This is a genomic window from Oceanicaulis sp. UBA6590 (assembly GCF_002433705.1).
GTDB lineage: Bacteria > Pseudomonadota > Alphaproteobacteria > Caulobacterales > Maricaulaceae > Oceanicaulis.
Map to the genome: position 1 here is coordinate 47,918 of NZ_DJIQ01000022.1, position 21,844 is coordinate 69,761.

The 21,844-nt window shown below is 65.7% G+C and carries 18 protein-coding genes and 1 riboswitch; of the genes, 14 read left to right on the forward strand and 4 right to left on the reverse strand.

All coding sequences use genetic code 11. The features are described 5' to 3' along the window. Position 1: 1 nt before the first annotated feature. Complete coding sequence (locus B2Z70_RS04005) at positions 2 to 1,102, reverse strand: aminoglycoside phosphotransferase family protein (protein ID WP_292981275.1); 1,101 nt, start codon at positions 1,100 to 1,102, stop codon at positions 2 to 4. Further along, positions 1,083 to 1,544, reverse strand: a complete 462-nt coding sequence (tsaE, locus tag B2Z70_RS04010) for a tRNA (adenosine(37)-N6)-threonylcarbamoyltransferase complex ATPase subunit type 1 TsaE (protein WP_009802732.1) — start codon at positions 1,542 to 1,544, stop codon at positions 1,083 to 1,085. The genes B2Z70_RS04005 and tsaE overlap by 20 nt, the downstream gene beginning before the upstream one ends. 138 nt (positions 1,545 to 1,682) lie before the next feature. On the opposite strand from tsaE, the gene B2Z70_RS04015 reads away from it, so the two are divergent. From B2Z70_RS04015 to B2Z70_RS04055, 9 genes are all read left to right on the forward strand, one after another. Continuing rightward, positions 1,683 to 2,900, forward strand: coding sequence for an NAD(P)/FAD-dependent oxidoreductase (locus B2Z70_RS04015; RefSeq protein ID WP_292981280.1), 1,218 nt, complete (start codon positions 1,683 to 1,685; stop codon positions 2,898 to 2,900). 57 nt (positions 2,901 to 2,957) lie between these two features. Then, positions 2,958 to 3,278, forward strand: coding sequence for a 2Fe-2S iron-sulfur cluster-binding protein (locus tag B2Z70_RS04020; RefSeq protein ID WP_292981283.1), 321 nt, complete (start codon positions 2,958 to 2,960; stop codon positions 3,276 to 3,278). Between the two features lie 32 nt (positions 3,279 to 3,310). After that, positions 3,311 to 3,511, forward strand: a riboswitch (cobalamin riboswitch). 152 nt (positions 3,512 to 3,663) lie between these two features. After that, complete coding sequence (locus tag B2Z70_RS04025; protein ID WP_292981286.1) at positions 3,664 to 5,616, forward strand: TonB-dependent receptor domain-containing protein; 1,953 nt, start codon at positions 3,664 to 3,666, stop codon at positions 5,614 to 5,616. Further along, on the forward strand, positions 5,616 to 6,464 hold the full coding sequence (locus B2Z70_RS04030) for an ABC transporter substrate-binding protein (protein WP_292981289.1): 849 nt from the start codon (positions 5,616 to 5,618) through the stop codon (positions 6,462 to 6,464). Before B2Z70_RS04025 ends, B2Z70_RS04030 begins: the two co-directional genes overlap by 1 nt. Then, a complete protein-coding gene (locus B2Z70_RS04035) occupies positions 6,461 to 7,450 on the forward strand; it encodes a FecCD family ABC transporter permease (RefSeq protein WP_292981292.1) in 990 nt (329 codons plus the stop codon). The genes B2Z70_RS04030 and B2Z70_RS04035 overlap by 4 nt, the downstream gene beginning before the upstream one ends. Beyond that, entirely contained in the window at positions 7,447 to 8,214 is a 768-nt protein-coding gene (locus B2Z70_RS04040; protein WP_292981294.1) for an ABC transporter ATP-binding protein, read from the forward strand. Before B2Z70_RS04035 ends, B2Z70_RS04040 begins: the two co-directional genes overlap by 4 nt. A gap of 204 nt (positions 8,215 to 8,418) precedes the next feature. Beyond that, entirely contained in the window at positions 8,419 to 8,745 is a 327-nt protein-coding gene (locus B2Z70_RS04045) for a DUF4212 domain-containing protein (RefSeq protein ID WP_009802739.1), read from the forward strand. A gap of 11 nt (positions 8,746 to 8,756) precedes the next feature. Further along, a complete protein-coding gene (locus tag B2Z70_RS04050; protein WP_009802740.1) occupies positions 8,757 to 10,697 on the forward strand; it encodes a sodium:solute symporter family protein in 1,941 nt (646 codons plus the stop codon). Positions 10,698 to 10,849: 152 nt separating this feature from the next. Beyond that, on the forward strand, positions 10,850 to 14,269 hold the full coding sequence (locus B2Z70_RS04055) for a hybrid sensor histidine kinase/response regulator (RefSeq protein ID WP_009802741.1): 3,420 nt from the start codon (positions 10,850 to 10,852) through the stop codon (positions 14,267 to 14,269). Here the strand turns inward: B2Z70_RS04055 and B2Z70_RS04060 are convergent. Further along, complete coding sequence (locus tag B2Z70_RS04060) at positions 14,266 to 14,928, reverse strand: response regulator transcription factor (RefSeq protein WP_009802742.1); 663 nt, start codon at positions 14,926 to 14,928, stop codon at positions 14,266 to 14,268. The two genes, B2Z70_RS04055 and B2Z70_RS04060, sit on opposite strands and share 4 nt — an antisense overlap. A 194-nt stretch (positions 14,929 to 15,122) precedes the next feature. On the opposite strand from B2Z70_RS04060, the gene B2Z70_RS04065 reads away from it, so the two are divergent. Next, positions 15,123 to 16,463, forward strand: a complete 1,341-nt coding sequence (locus tag B2Z70_RS04065) for a DcaP family trimeric outer membrane transporter (protein ID WP_292981304.1) — start codon at positions 15,123 to 15,125, stop codon at positions 16,461 to 16,463. A 131-nt stretch (positions 16,464 to 16,594) separates the two neighbouring features. Here the strand turns inward: B2Z70_RS04065 and B2Z70_RS04070 are convergent, their stop codons facing one another. After that, on the reverse strand, positions 16,595 to 17,209 hold the full coding sequence (locus B2Z70_RS04070) for a TetR/AcrR family transcriptional regulator (protein WP_292981307.1): 615 nt from the start codon (positions 17,207 to 17,209) through the stop codon (positions 16,595 to 16,597). 173 nt (positions 17,210 to 17,382) lie between these two features. Here B2Z70_RS04070 and B2Z70_RS04075 point away from each other — a divergent pair, with 173 nt between their 5' ends. The 4 genes from B2Z70_RS04075 to B2Z70_RS04090 form a co-directional block, all read left to right on the forward strand. Further along, positions 17,383 to 18,456, forward strand: coding sequence for a hypothetical protein (locus B2Z70_RS04075; protein ID WP_009802745.1), 1,074 nt, complete (start codon positions 17,383 to 17,385; stop codon positions 18,454 to 18,456). A 51-nt stretch (positions 18,457 to 18,507) separates the two neighbouring features. Then, a complete protein-coding gene (gene rsmI / locus B2Z70_RS04080) occupies positions 18,508 to 19,284 on the forward strand; it encodes a 16S rRNA (cytidine(1402)-2'-O)-methyltransferase (protein ID WP_292981312.1) in 777 nt (258 codons plus the stop codon). A gap of 132 nt (positions 19,285 to 19,416) precedes the next feature. Further along, positions 19,417 to 21,465: a S9 family peptidase gene (locus B2Z70_RS04085; protein ID WP_292981315.1), complete on the forward strand. Its 2,049-nt coding sequence runs from the start codon at positions 19,417 to 19,419 to the stop codon at positions 21,463 to 21,465. 120 nt (positions 21,466 to 21,585) lie between these two features. Then, a partial coding sequence (locus B2Z70_RS04090) for an SDR family NAD(P)-dependent oxidoreductase (protein ID WP_292981318.1) occupies positions 21,586 to 21,844 on the forward strand: 259 nt, incomplete at its 3' end.

Genomic DNA, 21,844 nt, shown 5'->3' on the forward strand with positions numbered 1-21,844 from the left:
CTCAGGCCTCTTCAAACAGGGACGGGGTCAGCGCCATCACGGCGGCCTTGACCGGGGCGAGCGCGGGATGGGCCAGATCGCGGATGAAATGGCGCTCCACACGCGGCAGAAGATCGAGATATTTCGGCTTGCCGTCGCGCTGGGCGAGGCGGACGAAAATCCCCAGGATCTTGGCGTTGCGCTGGGCGGCCAGCACGGCGGCGGCGGCGTCAAAGGCCTCGCGGTCCGACAATCCCGCCGCATTGAAGAAGCGGTCGGTCAGCGGCTTGGCCAGATCGCTCGCCACATCGCGGCGCGCATCCTCGATCAATGAGATCAGATCATACGCCGGGTGGCCGAAGAGCGCGTCCTGAAAGTCCAGAAGTCCAACCTTGGCCTCGTGTTCGCGCTGGGGCAGCCAGATCAGGTTCTCGGCATGGAAGTCGCGCAGCACGAGGCCCGGTGCGTGGGCCTCGAGATGCGGCAGCACCTGGCTCCAGGCATTGCGCCAGTCGGACTTGTCCGCCTCTGACAGGGTCTTGCCACGCCAGGGCGCGTACCAGTCGGTGAACAGCGCGGTCTCGGCATGCAGCGCCAGCGCGTCATAGTCCTGAACCGTCCAGCTCTTGCCGAAGGCGGTGGGCTGTCGCTCGAACGAGGACCGGTAAATCGCGCCCAGCGTCTCGACAGCGGTGGCGTAGAGCGCGCCTTCATGGGCGACCGCCGGAATCAGCCGCGCGAACAGGGCGTCGGTGAGGTCCTCGATGATCAGAAAACCCTGATCGAGATCGGCTTCAAAAATGCGCGGGGCGGAAAAGCCGCGCGCCGTCAGGGCGCCGGCAAGCGCGGCGAACGCCGTCGTGTTGTTGCCGGCCAGGCGCGCCACGGCGTTATAGCCGAGAGCCGTACGCTCCTCTTCGCTGGCGTCGACCGGGCAGGCGGGCGCTTCGCTGGCGCCCGGCGCGTCCATCAGGATGGCGCTGTCATGGCCGCGGCTCAGACGGAAATAGGACCGGGTCGAGGCGTCGCCGGGGAAGGGCTCGACCTTCGCCTCGGCCCAGCCGGCGGTCTTGATGAATTGGGTGCGCGCAAGGGCGCGCGGATCAGTCTGCAAGTCCGCCAAGACGCGTCTCCCAGCTTCCAAAGGCGTGTAGGCGGGCGGTGCGTCCGCCAGCCTCGGTGTCTTCGAGCGTGATCTCGAGCCGGTCGGCGGGGCGCCAGCCGCCCATGCGGTCGGGCCATTCGATCAGGGCCGCGCCATGATCAAGCGCCTCGTCCACCCCCAGCTCGTCCAGCTCTTCAGGATCTTCCAGACGATAAAGATCCGCATGCAGCAGGACGAGGCCGTCCTTAGTCTCGTAATGCTGCACAAGGGTGTAGGTGGGGCTTGGCGCGTCAGCGATACCGGTCAGCGCTTCTATCACGCCGCGCGCCAGAGTGGTCTTGCCTGCGCCCAGCCCGCCTTCCAGCAGGACCGCATCTCCAACCTTCAGTTCACGCGCCAGTCGTGCGCCGAGAGCGGCGTTGGCGGCAGGGTCGGGCAGGGAGAGAACAAGCTCGGTCATACAAGGCTGATAGGACGGCTCGCGCGGGGCGGCAAGACTTCGCAGCGCTCGCGCTTGCGCAGCCGGGCGCTTGACTTGCATCCACGGGCGCGGCGCCATGCGAACATAAGAACGAGACAACAGGGAGCGCGGATCGCAGTGTCCGGAACGGTCATCATCGGGGGCGGCCAGGCCGCCTTGTCCGCAGCCGCCGAGCTGCGCAAGCGCAAATACGATGCGCCGATCATCATTCTGGCCGGCGAGACGGCGGCGCCCTACCAGCGACCGCCCCTGTCGAAAGCCTATCTGGCGGGAGAGTTGCCGGTGGACCGGCTCTGGCTCAAGCCTGCGGAATGGTATGAGAAGGCGGATGTAGACCTGCGCACCGGCGTGCGGGTGACCGCAATTGACCGCAGCGCCGCCAATGTCATCACCGACACCGGCGAACGCATCGCCTATGACCGTCTGATCCTCGCCACGGGCGGGGAGGCGCGCCGCCTGCCACTGCCCGGCGCGGACCTGCCTGGCGTTCACGTGCTGCGCACCCTGTCAGAGACCGAAGACCTGTCCGCGTCCTTTCATGGCGCGAAATCCATCGCCATCATTGGCGCGGGCTATATCGGCCTTGAAGTCGCGGCGTCCGCGCGCAAGCGCGGCATGACGGTGACGGTGCTCGAAGCCGCCGAGCGCCCCATGTGCCGCACGGCGAGCCCGCTCCTGGGCGGCTGGTTCGGCGCGATTCATCGCGGCTATGGCGTCGATCTGCGGGTCAATGCGCCGGTGAAGGCCATCGTCGGCGAGAGCGGACAGGTGACCGGCGTTGAGCTTGTAGACGGCGAGATCGTCGAGGCGGACACCGTGCTGGTCGCCGCCGGTCTGACCGTGAATGATCATCTGGCGAGCGCCGCGGGGCTTGCGTGCAAGGATGGCGTGCTGGTGGATGAAACCGCGCGCACCGAGGACGAACGCATCTACGCCATTGGCGATGTCGCGCGCTTTCATTCCAAGCGCTATGACCGCTCGATCCGGCTTGAGTCCGTGCAGAACGCCATCGACCAGGGCAAGGCGGCGGCGCAGGCCATTTGCGGCCTTGAGGTCGATTACGATCCGGTGCCCTGGTTCTGGTCGGACCAGTACGAGATGAAATTGCAGATCACCGGCCTGATCGAGGGCGCGGACGAGATGGTCCGCCGCGGCGATCCAGAAGAGGGCAAGTTCGCGCTGTTCCACCTCAAGCAGGGGCGGATCGTGGCGTGCGAGGCGGTCAATTCCGGTCCCGAATACATGGCCGCCCAAAGGATGATCGCCCAGGGCGCGACGCCTGATCCCGACCGTTTGCGGGATCCCGGAGTGGCGATGCGCGACTTCCTGTCCTAAATAGCGCCCGAACGCGGGTTCAGCGCCTGCACCAGAATTTGTGAGAAGACGACTGACATGGCCAAGATCACCTATATCGAGCATGACGGCTCCGCCCATGAAGTGGACGTGCAGGACGGCCTGACCGTGATGGAAGGCGCCGTCCGCAACATGGTGCCGGGCATCGACGCCGATTGCGGCGGCGCATGCGCGTGTGCGACCTGCCATGTCTATGTGGACCCGGCCTGGGCGGACAAGACGGGCGAGCGCTCCTCCATGGAAGAATCCATGCTCGACTTCGCCAGCGACGTTCAGGACACCTCGCGGCTGTCCTGCCAGATCAAGGTCACGGCGGATCTCGACGGCCTGATCGTGCGCCTGCCGGAAGAGCAGGGCTAGGCGCGCTTGACCGGGGGCGCGTCCCCCGATTACACACCGACATACGCGACGGTTCTCCCGCGAGGGAGCGAAGAGGGAACACCGGTGCGACGCGCGAGCGTCTGGTCCGGGGCTGTACCCGCAACTGTGAGCGGCGAGCGAGGCGTCAGCAGCCACTGGATCGTCAGATCTGGGAAGGCGGCGCATCGCATTGACCCGCAAGCCAGGAGACCTGCCGACGCGGTCGCTCGTTCACGGTGCGGGAACACACCATCTGAACGCGGAAGCCTTCCGTTTGCAGCGACGTCCGGCGCGTCGAGACTCGCCCTGATCCTGTCAGGGCGGAGCGCCGTTGCACTCGCTGCCGTCCGGGTCGCTCGCGCCTGGTCGCGAACGGAGGCTTCGGATGAAAGCCCAGATTTCCCTTGCGGCGCTTGCCGCCGCACTCTCGACCGCTCCGGTTCTCGCCGCGGAAACGACAGAAACCACCGACGACACCATAGTGGTCACCGGCGTGCGGGCGCCGAGCCTGCTTGAGCGTCTGCCGGTCACGCTGGATGTGATCGACCGCGCCGAGATTGATCTGAAGAACCAGAACACCCTGGTCGAGGCATTGTCTGAGACGCCGGGGCTTGCTGTCGTGCAGTCCGGTCCCGCGGGTTCCTCCGCCAGCGTGTTCGTGCGCGGCGCGAACTCCAAGCACGTGCTGGCGCTCTATGACGGCATCCGCGTCAATGATCTGGCGGCGTCCAATGGCGCCTTCAATTTCGGGTCTGACCTGGTGGGCGACGCCGGGCGGATCGAGATCGTGCGCGGCCCGCTCTCGTCTCTGTATGGCTCTGACGCTGTGGGCGGGGTGATCAATATCCTGCCGCGCCGTGCGCCAGAATCCGGCTCTGAAATCTATGGCGAAGCCTCGGTGGGTGAGTTCAACACCTATCACGCCCTTATTGGCGGCGGCGTGCGCGAAGGTCGGTTCAATCTGGCTGCGACGGCGGAATACCAGGAAAGCGACGGCTATGACGTCAATCCGTACCGCATCTCGACCCATAATGGCGACGCGGATCCGTCCGAGTTCACCGTGCTGTCCGCCAATGGCGGCTTCGCGCTGACCGAGGCGCTCAGCGTTGAAGCGCTGGTGCGTCACCGCGAATCCCAGGTTGATTTTGACACCTTCTCTGGCGGCCCGTCCGGCTTCCAGCGCGCGGATGATCCCGATCTGCGCAGCGAGGATGAGAGCACGTTGTGGAGTCTGGGGCTGGTTTATGCCCGTCCGGCGAACAATTTTGAGAGCCGTTTGCGCGCAGGCCGCGTGGATATGGCGCTCGACAGCTTTAATGACGGCGCCATCACGGATCGCTATGACGGCGAGCGTGATTTCGTGCAGTGGTCGAATGCCTGGACCCCGGACGGCCTGTCCGCCCTGGTCGACCCTGTCGTGAGCTTCGGCGTCGAATATCAGGACGAGACCGCCGAAACCGACACCGCCTTCAATGCGCCCCTGTCGGTCAGCGAGGATCTGTGGTCGGCCTATGCCGCAGTGCAGGCGGGGCTGACCGCACGGTTTGACGTCACCGGCTCCATTCGTCTGGATGACTACGAAGCCTTCGGCAGCCAGACCACCTGGAATCTGGGCGCGGTCTATCGCCTGGATGCGCTGAACACGCGTCTGCGCGCCAGCTATGGCACGTCCTTCAAGGCGCCGAGCCTGTCCGAACGCTATTCGAGCTCGGCCTTTGTCGCCGCCAATCCGGACCTTGATCCGGAAGAGGGCAAGAGCTTCGAGATCGGCTTTGAAAGTGCGGTTTCGCTGCTGGGCCGTGAGGACGCGTTGCGCTTTGGCGCGGTCTGGTATGACAGCGAGATCGAGGATCTGATCGAGTATGTCTATGACGGCGCGCTGTTCATCGGTCAGAACCGCAATGTGGGCGAAGCCGACCTGCAGGGCGTGGAGGTCTTCGCAGAATGGAGTCCGGTCGATCAGGCCAGCCTGCGGGTGGATTACACCTATACGGACGCGACCAATGCCGCGACGGGCGCGCCATTGCTGCGTCGTCCCGAAGACAGCTGGGCGGTGACCGGGACCTGGCGTCCGATCGAGATCGCGTCGCTCAGCGCCACCTGGCGCTATGTGGGCGAGCGTCTGGACGCCACCTATGACGATGACGGTTTCTACGCCAGCGGCGCAGGCCGCACCCCGTCCTATGACACGGTCGACCTGACCGGAACGCTTGATGTTCACGACCGGCTCCAGCTGGTGCTGGGCGTGCGCAATCTGCTGGATGAAACCTATGAGCCGGTCGCCGGTTTCGCCGGGGCGCCGCGCGCGGTGACCTTCGGCGTGCGGGTGCGTCCGTAATGGTCGGGGCGGCGCTGACCTTCGCCGCCCTGGTTCTGGGCGTCGCCGTCGCTGATCCGACGGCGGCGCTCGAGCCGCGCGTGGTGTCTCTGGACTATTGCGCCGATCAGTATGTGCTGGGTCTGGCGGATCCCGATCATGTGCTGGCGGTCTCTGACCATGCGGATGATCGCCACTCCTATCTCAGGGCGCAGGCGCAGGGCGTGCCGCAAATTCGCGATGACGCCGAGGATGTTCTGGCGCTCAGTCCGGATCTCATTGTGCGCGGCTATGATGCGGGCGGTAGGGCCGGCGCCTATTTCGACCGGCTGGGCCTTGAGACCTTCGAGCTGGGCTTTGCGTCCGACTTTGACGATGTGGAAGCCATGATCCGCCGCACGGCGGCCGCGCTGGGGCGACCTGAAACCGGCGAAGTGCGCATTTCACGCATGCGCACCCAGCTGGCGCGGGCGGCGGACGGGCCGCGTCTGACAGCGCTCTACATGACGCCATCGGGGCTGACGACGGGGGCTGGAACCCTGATGGACGCCTTCATGGCCGCGGCGGGCTTTGACAATATCATGGCTCAGCAAGGCAAGAGCGGATGGGTGAGCCTGCCGCTCGAACAGCTGCACGCCCAGCAGCCCGATATCATCCTCGCCGCCTTCTTTGACGGCGAGACCGCGCCCATCGACAGCTGGTCGGCCAGCCGGCACAGCGTGTTTCGACGGATGATGGAAACGACGCCGGTGATCTATCTCGACGCCGCCGCGCTGTCATGCGGCGCCTGGTTCATCGCTGACGAGGCCCTGCGCGCCCGTGAGGCGGCGAATGCGCTTTTTCACAGCGTGGATGGAGCCATGCCATGAGCCGGGTGATGATCAACCTGATCCTGGGCGCAGGGGTCGGACTCGTCCTGATCCTTTCCGCCTTGCTGGGGAGTTCTGACCTGGCGCTGCCCCATGCCGTTGCGGCTTTGCTGGGCGGCGGTGATGCGACTGCGCACATCATCGTGTGGGAGATCCGCTTGCCACGCGCCCTGGCGGCGGTCGGCGTGGGGGCTGCGCTCGGCGCGTCGGGCGCGCTGATGCAGGGTCTGTTGCGCAATCCGCTGGCTGAACCCGGCGTGCTGGGCGTGTCGGCTTCGGCCTCTCTGGGGGCGATCATCGCGCTCTATTTCGGTTTGGGTCTTCTGGGCGCCTTCACCGTGCCAGTGCTGGCGGTCGCAGGGGCGCTGGCCGCGACGCTCGTGCTGAGCGTTCTGGCCGCTGCGCGGATCAGCGCGGTTCAGCTGATCCTGGTGGGCGTGGGCCTGTCGAGCTTCGCCGGGGCGCTGGGCGCTCTGGCGATGAATCTGGCGCCCAATCGGTTCGCCCTGTCCGACATGGTCACCTGGATGCTGGGCTCGGTCACCAATCGCTCGCTGGATGATCTGATGTTTGTGGCGCCCTTCTGGATTGTCGGCGTCGGTTTGGCGGCCCTGACGGCTCCGGGACTGCGGGCGCTGGCTCTGGGCGAAGAGACCGCGCAGACGCTGGGCGTTCATCTGGGTCGCACCCGTGCGGGCGTGATCGGCGCGGCGGCGCTCCTGACCGGCGGCGCCGTCGCGATTTCCGGCGTGATCGGGTTTGTGGGCATTGTGGCGCCGCATCTGGTGCGCCCCTTTGTCCGGCATGACCCGACGGACCTGATCTGGCCGAGCGCGCTTCTGGGCGGCGGCCTCATCGCTCTGGCGGATCTGGTGCTGCGGCTGGCGCCGCTGGACCAGGAATTACGCCTGGGCGTGATGGTGTCGATGATTGGCGCGCCGATCTTCATTCTGATTGCGGCGCGGACACGGGGGATGGGCCGATGATGCAGACCAGCCGCATGCGCCTGATTGTCGACAGGCTTGGGGTGCTGCGCGGCGCGCGCGAGATCCTCTCTGGCATTTCAATGGACGTGCAGGCTGGCGAACTGGTCGCTCTTGTGGGGCCGAACGGAGCTGGCAAGTCCACGCTCATCAAGGCGATGCTGGGGCTCGTGGAGTGCGAGACCGGAGCGGTGATGCTGGACGGCGCGCCCGTAACCCGCCTTTCGGCCCGGGAACGCGCGCGCCAGATGGCCTATCTGCCTCAGGACCGGGCCGTCGCCTGGTCGATTACAGGTGGGGATCTGGCGGCTCTGGGACGCTATGCGTGGGGAGGAGCCGCGTATGACCGCCTTGCGGCGGCGGACCGGGAGATGGTGGATTCGGCGCTCGAGCAAGCCGGCGCCCTGTCCCTGAAGCACCGCCTGATCCATGAGCTGTCGGGGGGCGAACAGGCGCGCCTTCATCTGGCGCGCCTGCTGGCGTCGAGGGCCCCGGTCCTGTTTGCCGATGAACCCATTGCCGCGCTCGATCCGCGTCATCAGCTTGAAGCCATGAAGGTGCTTCGGTCCCAGGCGGACAAGGGGGGCAGCGTGATCTGCGCCCTGCATGACCTGAACCTGGCGCGCCGTCACGCCGATCGGATCGCGGTGCTTCACCAGGGGCGTCTGCATGCATTTGCTGCCCCGGAAACCGCCCTGACCGAGAGAGTCCTGGCGGAGGTTTTCGGGGTAAAACCCGCCAGGGATGGCGGTCTCGCCCTCCTGTGAGCTCCGGGCGTGCTGCGCGGCAGGCACAGGTCTGGCCGAGATGGCATCTCGCTGATGTGATTGTGGAAACTGTCCTGAGCAGCGCTCTGGGGTGCGAGGGCGCCGCAAGACAGGCTTCGACCAATGTCGGGCTGCCCGCTCTGCGTGAGGCCTGACACCTTCTTGGTCATACGGGGAAAACCCCGATGAAAAGGGAGGAGCACGATGGCTGAGACAGACCATCCCACCGGAGGCGAGCCGCCGAAAGGGCCGCCCGGTGATCACATGATTTCCGAGTCCAAGTTCAAGAAATACTGGCGCGCGAACCTGAACCTCATGGGGGTTCTGCTCGCGATCTGGTTCATCGTGTCCTACGGCTTCGGAATCCTGTTCCGCGACGTTCTGGACAACTTCTCCATCGGCGGCGCGCCGCTGGGGTTCTGGTTCGCGCAACAGGGCGCGATCTACGTCTTTGTCATCCTGATCTTCGTCTATTCCGCGATGATGCACCGCATCGAGCAGAAGTTCGACGTCGATGATGACGAAGGATAGGGGAGGGGATCATGGAAGCGACCGTATTGGGTCTGCCGTCGACCCTGTTCTGGACGGCCTTTTTCGTCATCGGCACTTTCGGGCTCTATATCGGCATCGCCGTCTGGGCTCGCGCTGCATCCACCGATGATTTCTACGTGGCCGGGCACGATGTGCACCCGGTCTTCAACGGCATGGCCACCGCCGCAGACTGGATGAGCGCCGCCTCCTTCCTGTCCATGGCGGGCATTGTGGCGTTCTCGGGCTATGACGGCTCGGTCTATCTCATGGGGTGGACCGGCGGTTATGTGCTGCTCGCGCTCCTCTTGGCGCCCTATCTTCGGAAGTTCGGCAAGTTCACCGTGCCCGACTTTGTCGGCGACCGGTATTACAGCCAGGCCGCCCGCATCGTGGCGGTGATCTGCGCGCTCTTCATCTCCTTCACCTATATCGCCGGCCAGATGCGCGGGGTGGGCATCGCCTTCTCCAACTTCCTGGGCGTGGATATCACCATCGGGGTGATCATCGGGGCGATCATCGTGCTGTTCTACGCCGTGCTCGGCGGGATGAAGGGCATCACCTACACCCAGGTGGCGCAGTATTGCGTGCTGATCTTCGCCTATACGGTCCCGGCGATCTTCCTGAGCCTGTCGATCACCGGCACGCCGCTGCCCCAGCTGGGCTTCATCGGCAACACCGCCGACGGCACGCCCTTGCTGGTTGATCTCGACCGGACCTTGTCCGAGCTCGGCTTCGCGTCCTATCTGGACGGACAGAAATCGATGATCGACGTCTTCGCCATCACGGTGGCGCTGATGGTCGGCACGGCAGGCCTGCCGCACGTGATCATCCGCTTCTTCACCGTGCCCAAGGCGTCCGACGCCCGCAAATCCGCCGGTTGGGCGCTGGTGTTCATCGCCTTGCTCTACACCACGGCTCCGGCGGTTGCGGTTTTCGCCCGTTCGAACTTCATCGAGACGGTCAATGAGAGCGTGTATTCCGAGGAAGTGGCGCGCGGCGACGCCCGGGCCTCCGCCATGGGCGAGGATGCGACCCCGCAATGGTTCTACAACTGGGAGAATACCGGCCTTCTGGAGTTCACCGACAAGAACGGCGACGGCCGGATCCAGTATCGCGCCGATCCCGAAACCAACGAGATGACGCGTCTCGACCGTGACATCTTCGTGCTGGCCAATCCCGAGATCGGCGGCTTGCCGGGCTGGGTGATCGGCCTCGTGGTGGCGGGCGGCCTGGCCGCGGCGCTGTCTACGGCGGCGGGTCTTCTGATGGTGATCAGCTCGGCCGTGTCTCACGATCTGTGCCGCAAGGTGCTGTTCAAGAACATGTCCGACACCCAGGAGCTGCTCGTGGCGCGTCTCGCCGCGGTGGGCGCGGTGCTGGTGGCGATCTATGCCGGCATCAACCCGCCAGGCTTTGTGGCCGCGGTGGTGGCGTTCGCCTTCGGTCTGGCGGCCGCCAGCTTCTTCCCGGTGATCTTCCTCGGGATTTTCTGGAAGCGCATGAACAAGGAAGGCGCCATCGCCGGCATGCTGATCGGTCTGTCGATCACCGCCGCCTATATCGTGCACTTCAAGATCGGCTTCAGCTCGGTCGTGCTGGGCGTCGTGGCGCTGATCATCGGCATCGTCCTTCTGATCATGCACTTCGGCCTCAAGGAGCAGGGCGACACCCGCGCCATGCTGATCGGGTCGATCGTCTTCGGACTGATCTTCCTGGGCGGCGTGTTCGGGGTGCTGCCGGACTTCGCCATCGGCACGGCGAACCAGTGGTTCCTGGGCGTTTCGCCCGAGGGGTTCGGCGCCATCGGCATGGTCATCAGCTTCGCGGTGTCCATCATCGTTTCGCTGGCGACCAAGGCTCCGCCAGAGGATGTGCAGAACATGGTCGAGGAGATCCGACTGCCGTCCAAGGCGGCGCATGTCAGCCATCCGGGAGCGGCCCCGGCTGAATAGCCGACGCTTCACTCCCTGCAATCGGCGCGGCGGCCTTCGGGCCGCCGCGTTCGGTTTGAGAGCCGGCTCTGGTCAGGCGGGCAGCAGTCCGGCTATCGTTCAGAAGAGTCCGAGCATACCAAAAGACACGGACGGACAGGGGAGGAGGCGTCGTGCCGCTCAGTCTCGCGCTTGGGGTGCTTGGCGCCTATGTGGCCCTGCTGTTCGCGATCGCGGCCTGGGGGGATGCGCGCGCGGCCCGGTTCGACCGCTCTTCCCGCCGCCGCGCCGTGCTCTACACCCTGGCGCTGGCGGTCTATTGCACCAGCTGGACCTTCTATGGCGCGGTGGGAGAGGCGGCCCGGGCGGGCTGGGATTATCTGCCGATCTATCTGGGGCCGGCGCTGGTCTTCCTGCTGGGCTTTCCGATCGTTCGCCGGCTCGTGGCGCTTGGACGCGAGCATGACACCAGCTCGATCGCGGACTTCCTGTCGCTGCGCTACGGCAAGTCCGCTGCCGTCGGCGCGCTCGCTACGCTGGCGCTGCTTCTGGCGTTGATTCCCTATATCGCGCTGCAGCTCAAAAGCGCCGCCGCCTCGCTGGACTTGCTGACCGGTGGGCCCCTGGGGCGGGGCTGGGGGCTGCCGGTGGCTGTCAGCCTGGCGGCCTTCGCCATGGTGTTCGGCCAGCGTCATACCGACACCGCCGCCAGCCACCGGGGGCTTGTGCTGGCGGTCGGGTTTGAATCCATCATCAAGCTCGTCGCCATGCTGGCGGTGGGCTGGCTGGCGGTCGAGGTCTGGATCCACCTGCCGCAGGAAACGCGCATGCAGACCCTGGCGCAATCCTCGCTCAGCCTTCCGGGGGTGGATTTCCGGTTTCTGGTCCTGACCCTGCTGGGCGCCTTTGCGGCGCTCTGTCTGCCGCGGCAGTTTCACATGATGGTGGTCGAGGTCGCCAAGCCCAGCGACGCCAAGCTCTCGCGCTGGGGCTTTCCGGCCTATCTGGCGCTCGTCGCCATTCTCGTGCCGCCCATCGCCTGGGCCGGCTCCACGCTTCTGGGGGGCTCCAATCCGGACGCCTATGTGCTGGCCCTCCCGCTTGAGCTCGATGCTCGCTGGCTGGCTGTCCTGGTCTTTCTGGGCGGGTTTTCGGCGGCGGCGGGCATGGTGACCATCACTGCGCTGGCCATGTCGACCATGCTGGTGAACAATCTGGTGGGCCCGCTCTTCCTGGCCGAAGCGCGCCGCAGCGATCTCGCCAAACGCTTCCTGATGTGGCGGCGCGCCTCGGTGCTGGGGCTTGTCGGGCTTGCCTATCTCTTCCATCTCGGGCTCGACCGGCAGGCAGCGCTTGCGGGCATTGGCCTGGTCGCCTTCGCTGGGGTCGCCCAGCTCGCGCCGGCCCTGCTGTTCGGCCTGTACTGGCGCAAGGCGAACCGCGCCGGCGCCCTGGCGGGCATGGGCGCAGGGCTAGGGCTATGGGTCGTGCTGATCCTGATCCCCAGCTATGCCGGCGCGCCGCCGCCGGCGCCGGCGGGTGTGGATCCGTTCGCCTTCGCCTCCATGGCGTGTCTTGCTGCGAACATCATCGCCTTCATAGTCGCGGTCGCCTTCTCCTCGACCGGTCTGGTGGATGAGCTGCAGGCGGACGCCTTCACCGGCGCCCGCCCCTTGGAAACCGCGCCCGCCGCGGGCGCCCGGATTTCCGATCTTGAAACCGTCCTCATTCGGGTGCTGGGCGCGCCCCAGGCCGAACGGGCGCTGGATGACCTGTCGCGGGCGGTGGCGCGAACCCTGCGCTCCGGAGACGTGCTGACGGCGGCCGTGGCGGGCCTTGCCGAAGCCCGGCTGGCGCGGGCCGTGGGCGCGGCTTCGGCGCGCATCCTGATGACGCGCGTCCTGCGCGGCGCCCGGGTCAGCCCCGGTGATGTGGTCAAGCTGATCGATGAAACCGCCGAGCAATTGCGCTCCTCCGAGGACCGGCTGAAGGAAAGCGAGCGCTCGATCCGGTTCTACACCGACAATCTGCCGGTGCTGCTGAGCTATGCCGACCGGGATTACCGGCTGCGCTTCGCCAATCGCGGTTATCTGGATTTCTTCGATCTTGATCTCTCCGCCATAGGTCAGCCGCTTGAGTCCTTCATGTCTGCGGAGGAGTACGCCCTGCGGCGTCCGCACATGGAGGCGGCTCTGAACGGCGAGCGGCAGGTCTTTGACATCTCGCGCAGAAAGGGCGGCGGCCGGGCGCGCTCCTGGCAGGTGGTCTATCAGCCGCGCCTGGAGGATGGCGAGGTGGTGGGCTATTTCGGCGTCTACCAGGACAACACCGCCCGCCGCGAAGCCGAACAAGCGCTCAAGCGGGCCTATGACCTTCTGGAGACCCGGGTCGAGGAGCGGACCGCGGCGCTGAAGGCGGAAAGCGAGGCCCGGCTTCAATTGGCGCAGGATCTGGAAGTCGCCCGCCGGGAAGCCGAAGCCGCAACCCAGTCCAAGACGCGGTTTCTCGCCGCGGCTTCACACGACCTCCTTCAGCCGCTCTCCGCCGCCCGGTTATATGCCGGCGCGCTGGAGGGCGCTCTGGGGGAGGGCGGCTCGAGCGAGAACCGCAATCTCGCCCATCAGATCGAACGCGCGATTGATCACGCTGACCGCTTGTTGCGGGCGCTTCTGGATATTTCGAGGCTGGATGCCGGCGGAGTCTCGCCACGACCCAGCGTCTTCGCCATCGATGAACTGATCGAGGAGACCGCCGCCCAGTTCCAGGGGCGCGCCAAGGCCAAGGGGCTCACGCTTCGGGTGGTGAAAAGCCGCCTTGCGGTCTTCTCCGACCGCGGCCTGATGACGAGCGTGGTGCAGAACCTGATCGCCAATGCGGTGCGCTACACCCAGCAAGGCAAGGTGCTGGTCGGGGTCCGGCGTGCGGGCGATCAGGTCCGGTTGCAGGTGATCGATACCGGACCCGGCATTGAGCCGGACCGGCAGGCGGCGATTTTCCGCGAGTTTCATCGCGGCGCGGTCGGGCAGGGCGAGGATCAGGGCCTGGGGCTGGGTCTTGCGGTCGTGGACCGGATCTGTGCGTCTCTGGGGCACAAGATCACGCTCAGGAGCGCCCTGGGAGAGGGCGCGCTCTTCGAGGTCGTGCTGCCGCGAGCGGCGTCCCGGGATACTTCCGCCAGCCCGCCCGCACGGCGCCGGCCGGGCGATCTGCAGGGGCTGACGGTGTTGTGCGTCGATGATGATCCGGACGTGCTTCAGGCGCTGGAAACCCTGCTCGAGCGGTGGGGCTGCGAGGTGCGAGGCGGGCCGGATATCGACACCGCGCGCGCCGCCTTCCCTGTGGTGGGGCCTGACCTGGTCATTCTGGACTTCCAGCTCGAGAACGAAGTGACCGGGCCCGAGGTCTATGACGCCCTGTGCGCGGAATGGGGCCGACGCCCGCCCGGTCTGCTGGTGACAGCGGAACGCAGCGGCGCGGTCGAGGAGGATGCGTTGAAGTCAGGGCTGGAGCTGGTGCGCAAGCCAGCATCGCCAGCGGTGCTGCGCGCCAGCCTCAGTTCACTGAAACGGCGGATGGAGACGCTTCAGCCCTAGACCGATTGCTCGGCGGGCGGCTCCACATTCAGCGCCTGGGCCACCAGAACCGCCTGGGTGCGGTTGATGACGTCGAGCTTTCTGAAGATCGCCGTCACATGCGCTTTCACCGTGGCTTCTGAAATGCCCATGTCGAAGGCGATCTGCTTGTTCAGCCGGCCGGCGGCCAGACCGTGCAGCACGCGCATTTGCGCCGGGGTGAGCTGGGCGATCCGCGCGGCGGCCTCCGCCGCTTCCTGCGCCTGCGGGTCGCCGCTTTCATCGGGCGCCCAGACATCGCCATTGAGCACGGCGGTCAGCGCTTCCACGAGCTGGTTCATGCTGGCGGTCTTGGGGATGAAGCCGGACGCGCCAAACTCGAGCGCGCGCGCCGCCACGCCCGGCGACTGGCTCGCGGAGATGACGACCACTGGCGCGCTGGGATGGTTTTTCCTGAGCTCGGCCAGACCGATGAACCCCGAGCTGTCAGCCATGTGTAGATCTAGGCAAACCAGATCGGCGCGTCCTTCATCGAGCGCCTTGAGGGTCTCCGCCAGCGTGCTGGTCTCCACAAGCGCGCGTCCGGGAGCGGCCTTGCTGACAGCCGTACTCAATGCGCCGCGAAACAGGGGGTGGTCATCGGCCAGGATGACCCGGCCCTGTGCGCTCTGTGTCGTCACACACGCCTCCTCAAATGGTTCGAGACCCTAATGCACGTCGGCATGCGTCGTCGTCTCGGCAAAAAGTAGCACATGCCAAACGCTAACTTTCGACGAACGTCCCATACCGTCCGCCCCTCTGTACAACGATACTTTCATAATAAAGCCGAAAAATCGGCACGGGCCACATGGCTATCCTTGGGAGGGACAACCTTATGACTACGCTTGGTATTCGAAGTGTACTCGCCGCCACAGCGTCTGCGCTGGTGCTGTCGGCGGCCTCGCAGGCGCAGGACGTGACCGCGCTTGAGGAACGACTGGCGGCGCTGGAGGCCATGGTGGCCGATCTGCGCGGCGAACTCGAGGAGGCGCGCGCCCAGGCGGACGCCGCGACCGACCGGGTGATCGAGATCGAACAGCGAACAGCGTCCGCGCCGGCCGCGCCAGCCGCCTCTTCTTCGGCGGACCGTGGCTTCATGATGGGCAACACACAGGTGACCTATGGCGGCTATGTGGATCTCGACGCCCATGTCACCGATCTGAGCGATGGTGATTTCGGGGCGACCTCGATTGCCCGGGACTTCTATATTTCAGGTGCGACCCCGGTAGGCGGTTCGGGCGATGGCGAGACCGATTTCGATTTCACCGCCAAATCCAGCCGTTTCTTCTTCGCCACCTCGACTGAATCCGACATCGGCACGGTGACGGGCCGGATCGAGTTTGACTTCCTGGGCTCCGCCAGCGGCGATGAGCGGGTGTCGAACTCCTACAATCCGCGCCTTCGGGTCGCCTGGATGCAGCTGGGCAACTGGCGCATCGGTCAGGACTGGTCGACCTTCACCAACACGGCGGTGATCCCGGAAAGCGCCAGCTTCCTTGTCGGCTCTGACGGCATGCTGTTCGGTCGTCAGGCCCAGATCCGGTACACCAATGGCGGGTTCCAGTTTGCGCTCGAAAATCCGGATACGACGGTGACGCCCTTTGGCGGCGGCGGTCGGATTGATGGCGGCGACGGCGCCTTCCCGGATGTGGTGGCGCGCTACAACTGGAGCGGGGATTATGGGGCGATGACCGTGTCCGCGCTGGGCCGCAACCTCGCCTATGAGGGCGGCGGCGTGGACGGCAATGCCTTCGGCTGGGGCCTGAACTGGTCGGGCAAGCTCAATCTGGGCGAGGGCTCCGACCTGCGCTTCTCGCTGACCGGCGGGGAAGGCATCGGCCGCTATATCGGCCTGAACGCCGTGAACGGGGCGGTCGTCAACGCGTCCGGCGATCTGGAAGCGATCCCGGTCTATGGCGGGCTGGTGGCCTGGCGTCAGGCGCTGGGCGACGGCCGTCGCCTCTCCATCGGCTATTCCATGCTGGAAGCGGATAACGACATCACCCTGACGGGCACGAGCGTGACCAAGAGCACCTGGTCCGCTTTCGGGGCGTATTTCTTCCCTGTTGGCCCGGTGACCGTCGGCGCCGAACTCCTGTTCGGGGAACGCGAGCTGGAAAACGGTCAGAGCGGCACGATCACCCGCGCCACCCTGTCGACCAAATATCCCTTCTGATGCCTATGAGTCCCGCCGGTTATCGGCGGGACGCTCCCTCGAATCAGAAGGCTCCCCTGCGCTGGCGTCAGACATCAACCAGCGCGTCCTTTTGCGGCCGGCGCCCCTCATGCCGGCCGCATTTTTATACGCTATTGCAGCTCAGCGCGGCTCTGGCAGTCGTGAAACACCAGGTCGAGCCGACGATGCAGCTGCTGGCGGGCCAGCTCGGGGTCCCAGGCGTGGATGACGCAACGGCGCAACACGCCCAGATACAGATCCAGAAGGCTTTCGGTCAGCAGGTCCGGGCAGTCGCGAAGAACGTTCGAGGACGTCTGGGACGCGCCATTGAGCAGGTTGCGCACTGGCGACCAGGCCGCTTCCAGACTGACATGCAGTGTCTTGAAGTCGGATTCATTGGTCAGCCAGTTATGCCCGATCGCCGCGCGGAACAGCTCCAGGTCCTCGATATGCCGGGCCAGATGCAGATCCAGCAGAGCCTTGATGCAGCTTGGCAGATCGCCATCCTGGCAGGCGGCCAGGGAAGCGGTTTCCTCTCCGAGGCGTTCGAAGTCGTCCGCCATCACCTCGCACAGCAACGCGATTTTTGTGGGCGCGGCGTTGAGCACGGTGCCCGGAGACACATCAGCCGCCCGTGCGATGTCGACAATCTTCGCCCGGTCATAGCCTTGCGCGTGAAACTCCTCCCGGGCCGCCCGCAACACGGCGGCGCGGGTCGCGGCCTTGCGTTGCGCACGTTTCGTCATTGGCAGGTCCATTTGATCGCCTGTCTTGTTCTTGTACTTGCATCAGATGTTCGCCACCGGACGGCGGCGCTACATTAAAGCCTGTTAATGTGACTGAGCCAAGCAAGGTGTGCGCAATGCGTTGGCGCGCAAAGATTGCAGAGCCTTGATGACATGCGGATTTCACGAACGCCATGAGTGAACGCTTCGATCTTGTGATACTCGGCGCCGGCTTGTCCGGACTGGCGCTGGGGGCGGCCATGGCCCAGTCCGGGCGGCGATTGCGCACGCTGGTCCTGGAGCCTCGGGAGATCCGCCCCAATCCGCGACAATGGGTGTTTCCGACATATCCGAGCCATGCGCTGCGCCGTTATGAGGCCGGCCGGCTGACGGGATTCGAGGTGGAAAGCCTGAACGGGGCGGTGCTGCATCGCCCACTCGACCGGCTGGTGCTGGCGCGGGTGCCGGCTCAGACAGTCCAGGATGCGGCGCTGGACCTCATGGCGTCTGAACCACGATTGGTGCTGGAGACAGGCGTGCGGATCGATCAGATCCGGCGCTCGCGCTCCCGGGTTCTGGTCGACACCGGCATCGGCGTCATCCGCACAAGCTGGCTGGTCGATACCCGTCCGCCTGAGGATGTGGGACTGCCTGCGGGCCGCGGCGTGCAGCTGTCCACACTGGTTTCCGCGCCGCTTGATGGCGGTCTGGACGAGCGGGTCCGGATCAAGCTCGCCAGTGCGGACGCCCCCCTGCTCGATCAATGGATTCTCAGCCGCGATCATGCGGTGCAGGAGCAGGCGCGGTTCACGCTCGCTCCGCCATCCAGTCCGCCCGCAGCCTTGCAGACGGATCGATTGCAGGAGTGGGGCGTCCCGACCGATTCGCTGCGCCACGCTCAGGGGGTCTGGCCGCTCGCCTATCGCCCGCTCAGACGCGGCGGCGGACGGGTGATCCTCGCGCCCGCCGACGCCTATGGCCTGCGCTTTGCGCCCGGCATGGCGGCGGTGCGGCTGCATCGCTGGGCGCAGATCCAGGCGCGGCGACTGAGTTACGGGCTGAGCCTCTACGCTCCGCCGCCGCCCCCGCATTCGGCGCGGCTGTCGACCCTGCGTATAGAGGCGATGATCGCGCGCAGTCCAAGGCAGGCGGCGTCTGGCCTGCATGCGCTGCTCTACGAGGCGCCGGCGGATGGCGTAATGCGGACACTGTCCGGAACGGCCAGCTGGAGCGATTTGATGCGCGCCTGGCGCTCGGGCTCCTGGTAGGACGCAGTCTGCAGCGCTGTTCTCCCACGCTCACGGCGCTAGGATGACTGAATGACTGATTCCGCACAGACCGCTGATCTTGATGCGCCGCCGGAAACCGGGCCGCGCCTGGTGCTGGTGACAACGCCCATCGGGAATATGGGCGATATCACCCCGCGCGCCTGGGATGTTCTGCGTGATGCGGACGCCATTGCCTGCGAGGATACGCGCGTCACGCGGCGTCTCCTGGATCAGGGCGGGATCACCGACAAGCGACTGATAGCCTGTCATGACCATAACGAACAGGCGAGCGCGGCTGGGATCGTCAAGCTGATCTCCGATGGCGCGACCGTGGCGCTGGTCAGCGATGCGGGCACGCCCGCCATTTCCGATCCCGGCTATCGCGTCGTGCAGGCGGTGATCGAGGCCGGTCTTGAGGTCAGCGCCGCGCCAGGCGTGTCGTCTGTCATCATGGCGTTGTCGATTTCGGGTTTGCCCACCGACCGTTTCACCTTCATCGGCTTTCCGCCACGCAAGTCCGGCAAGCGCAAGGCGCTGTTCGAGACCTATGCCAGCCTGCCCGCCAGCCTGATCCTGATGGAAAGCCCGCAAAGACTGTCCGAAACGCTGGCGGATGCGCGTGAGGTTCTGGGCGATCGCCGGGCCGCTCTGTCGCTGGAACTGACCAAGCGGTTCGAGCGGGTCTGGCGCGGAACGCTGTCCGAGCTGGAAGCGCGCCTGTCCGATCCGCCCAAGGGTGAGGCGGTGGTTGTGATCGAGGGCGCCGAGGACGTGCGCGAAAAAAAGAACAAGTACGCCGAGTTCTCCAAGGCGCCGACCCGCGATTAAGACTTCATTAGGAATTGCAGCATGCTGGCGCTTTCAGGCGCAGCATGCGTGACCGCTGTCCCTGCCGACTTCGCCTCGACGGAGCGGTGAGCGCGTCTATAGTCTGCTGCGAGTTCACCAAGGAGTATCGTCATGAACCGTCCACTGTTCACAGGCGCTCTGGGGGTTGCTGCAGCGGTCGCGCTTGGCGCGCCGTCTTTCGCGCAAGAGCCTCTGACGCTGGAAGACCTCTTCGAAATCCGACAGGTGTCCGGCGTTGACATTTCGCTCGATGGCGAGCGGGTCGCCTTCACGCTGTCCGTGCCGCGCAATGTGGTGGCGGGTGAAGAGGATGGCGCGCCCAGGGCCGAGCTCTATGTGGCCTCCGGCCCCGATGCGGCGCGTCTGTATGTCAGCGATGAGAGCTATATCAGCGGCGCGCACTGGTCGCCGCGGGGCGACGGGCTGACCTATCTGACCCGCCGCGATGGCGATACAGGCTCGGCGCTCTATGAAATCCCGGTGGATGGTGGTCAGGCGCGGCGCATCTTCGCCCATGACGCCTCGATCCAGTCCTATGTGATCGCGCCCGATGGGGAGACCCTCTTCTTCATCGCCCGCGACAAGGCGGATCCGGTTCAGTCCGAGCTGCGCGATCGCGGCTTCATGGCCAATGTGTATGAGGAGAATGACGTGTTCTCCCATGTCTGGCGCGCGGATCTGTCCGACACGGACGCCGAGCCGGTGCGTTTTGATCTGCCTGGTCATGCCTCATCGCTGGTGCTGAGCGAGGATGGCTCGCGTCTGGCCGTGGCGCTGGCGCCGACCACGCTGGTCGATGACTCCCTGATGGAGCGCCAGTGGCATGTGGTGAACGCTGCGAATGGCTCGGTCGTCTCCACGATCGAGACCGAGGGCAAGATCGGCATGGCGGCGTTCTCGCCAGACAGTGCGCGCCTGGCCTTCATCGCGGCGGCGGATCGCGCCGACCCGACCGCCGGGACCCTGCATGTGGCGGATGCGGCGAGTGGCGAGTTCCGCGCCCTTGCGCGCGACGCCGAGCAGCATGTGAGCCAGCTTGCCTGGATCGACCGCGATTCCATTCTGACCGTCGCCAGCGTGGGCACGGGCACGGCGCTGGTCGAATACAACATCAATGGCCGCGAAGAGCGTCGCACCCCGACCGAGGCGGGCGTGATCTCGGCCATGGATTATGATCGCGATGATCGCGTGCTGGCGACGACCATTCATGCCGCCACCCATCCGCGCGAACTGTTCGTGGGCGACCGCCGTCGTTTGAGCCAGTGGACCGATCACAATCCGCAACTCGCCAATATCGCCTGGGGTGATCAGCGCGTGTTCGAATTTGAAGCCCGTGACGGCGAGCGGATCGAGGGCGTTCTGGTGACCCCGCAGGGCGACGCGCCCCAGGGCGGGTGGCCGATGATCATGACCGTGCATGGCGGCCCCGAAGCCCATGACAGCAATGGCTGGGTGAACGGCTATTCCAATCTCGGCCATATCGGCGCGGGTCAGGGCTTTGCGGTGTTCTATCCCAACTATCGCGGTTCGACCGGCCGCGGTGAGCGCTTCGCCAAGCTTGATCATCTGGATGCGCCGGGCGAGGAGTTCTGGGATCTGGTGGACGCGATCGGCGCGCTGTCAGAGGCCGGAATCGTGGACGCGGACCGCGTCGGCATCACCGGCGGCTCCTATGGCGGCTTTGCGTCGGCCTGGGCTGCGACCGTGGCCAGCGAGCATTTCGCCGCCGCCGCCCCCTTCGTGGCGCTGACCGATCTGATCAGCTTTTACGGCACGACGGAAATTCCGATCGAGATGGTGGATGTGCACTTCATGCAGCCGCCCTGGGCGGACTGGATGAACTATCTCGAGCACAGCCCGACCTATCATGCGCCGGGGTCGACCACGCCGACGCTGATCCTGCATGGCGAAGCGGATACGCGGGTGGACACCAGCCAGTCCTTCATCCTCTATCGCATCATGAAGCAGACCTCGGACGCGCCGGTTCGGCTCGTCACCTATCCGGGCGAAGGCCACGGCAATCGCCGCGCCGCCGCCCAGTATGACTATGGTCTGCGCGTGCAGCGCTGGATGACCCACTACCTGATGGGCGAAGGCGGCGAACCGCCGGCGCCGGAGCTGGACTTGGCCGAACGGCTGGGTCTGAACGACGCCGAGTAAGCGTTCAAGGAGGGAGGCGGAAACGCCTCCCTTTTTCGTTGCAGGCGCCCCCTCGCCATCGCCATCGTCCAACGCTAACGTGCCGCTTAACGCATTAAGTGACGTGAACGGGAGGAAATCATGTCCGAGAAAGACCTGTCGCTGGAAGGCCGTGTGGTTCTCGTCGCCGGGGCCAGCCGCGGTATTGGCGAAGCCGCCGCCAAGCGCATGGCGCGCAATGGCGCGATGGTGATCTGCTCGAGCCGCAAGATCGCCGATTGCGAGCGCGTGGCCGAAGAGATCAAGGCCGAGGGCGGCAAGGCGCGCGCCATGGTGCTGCATCTGGGCGAGGCCGAGCATCGCGAAGCGGCGATGGCCAGCATCAAGCAGCATGAAGGCC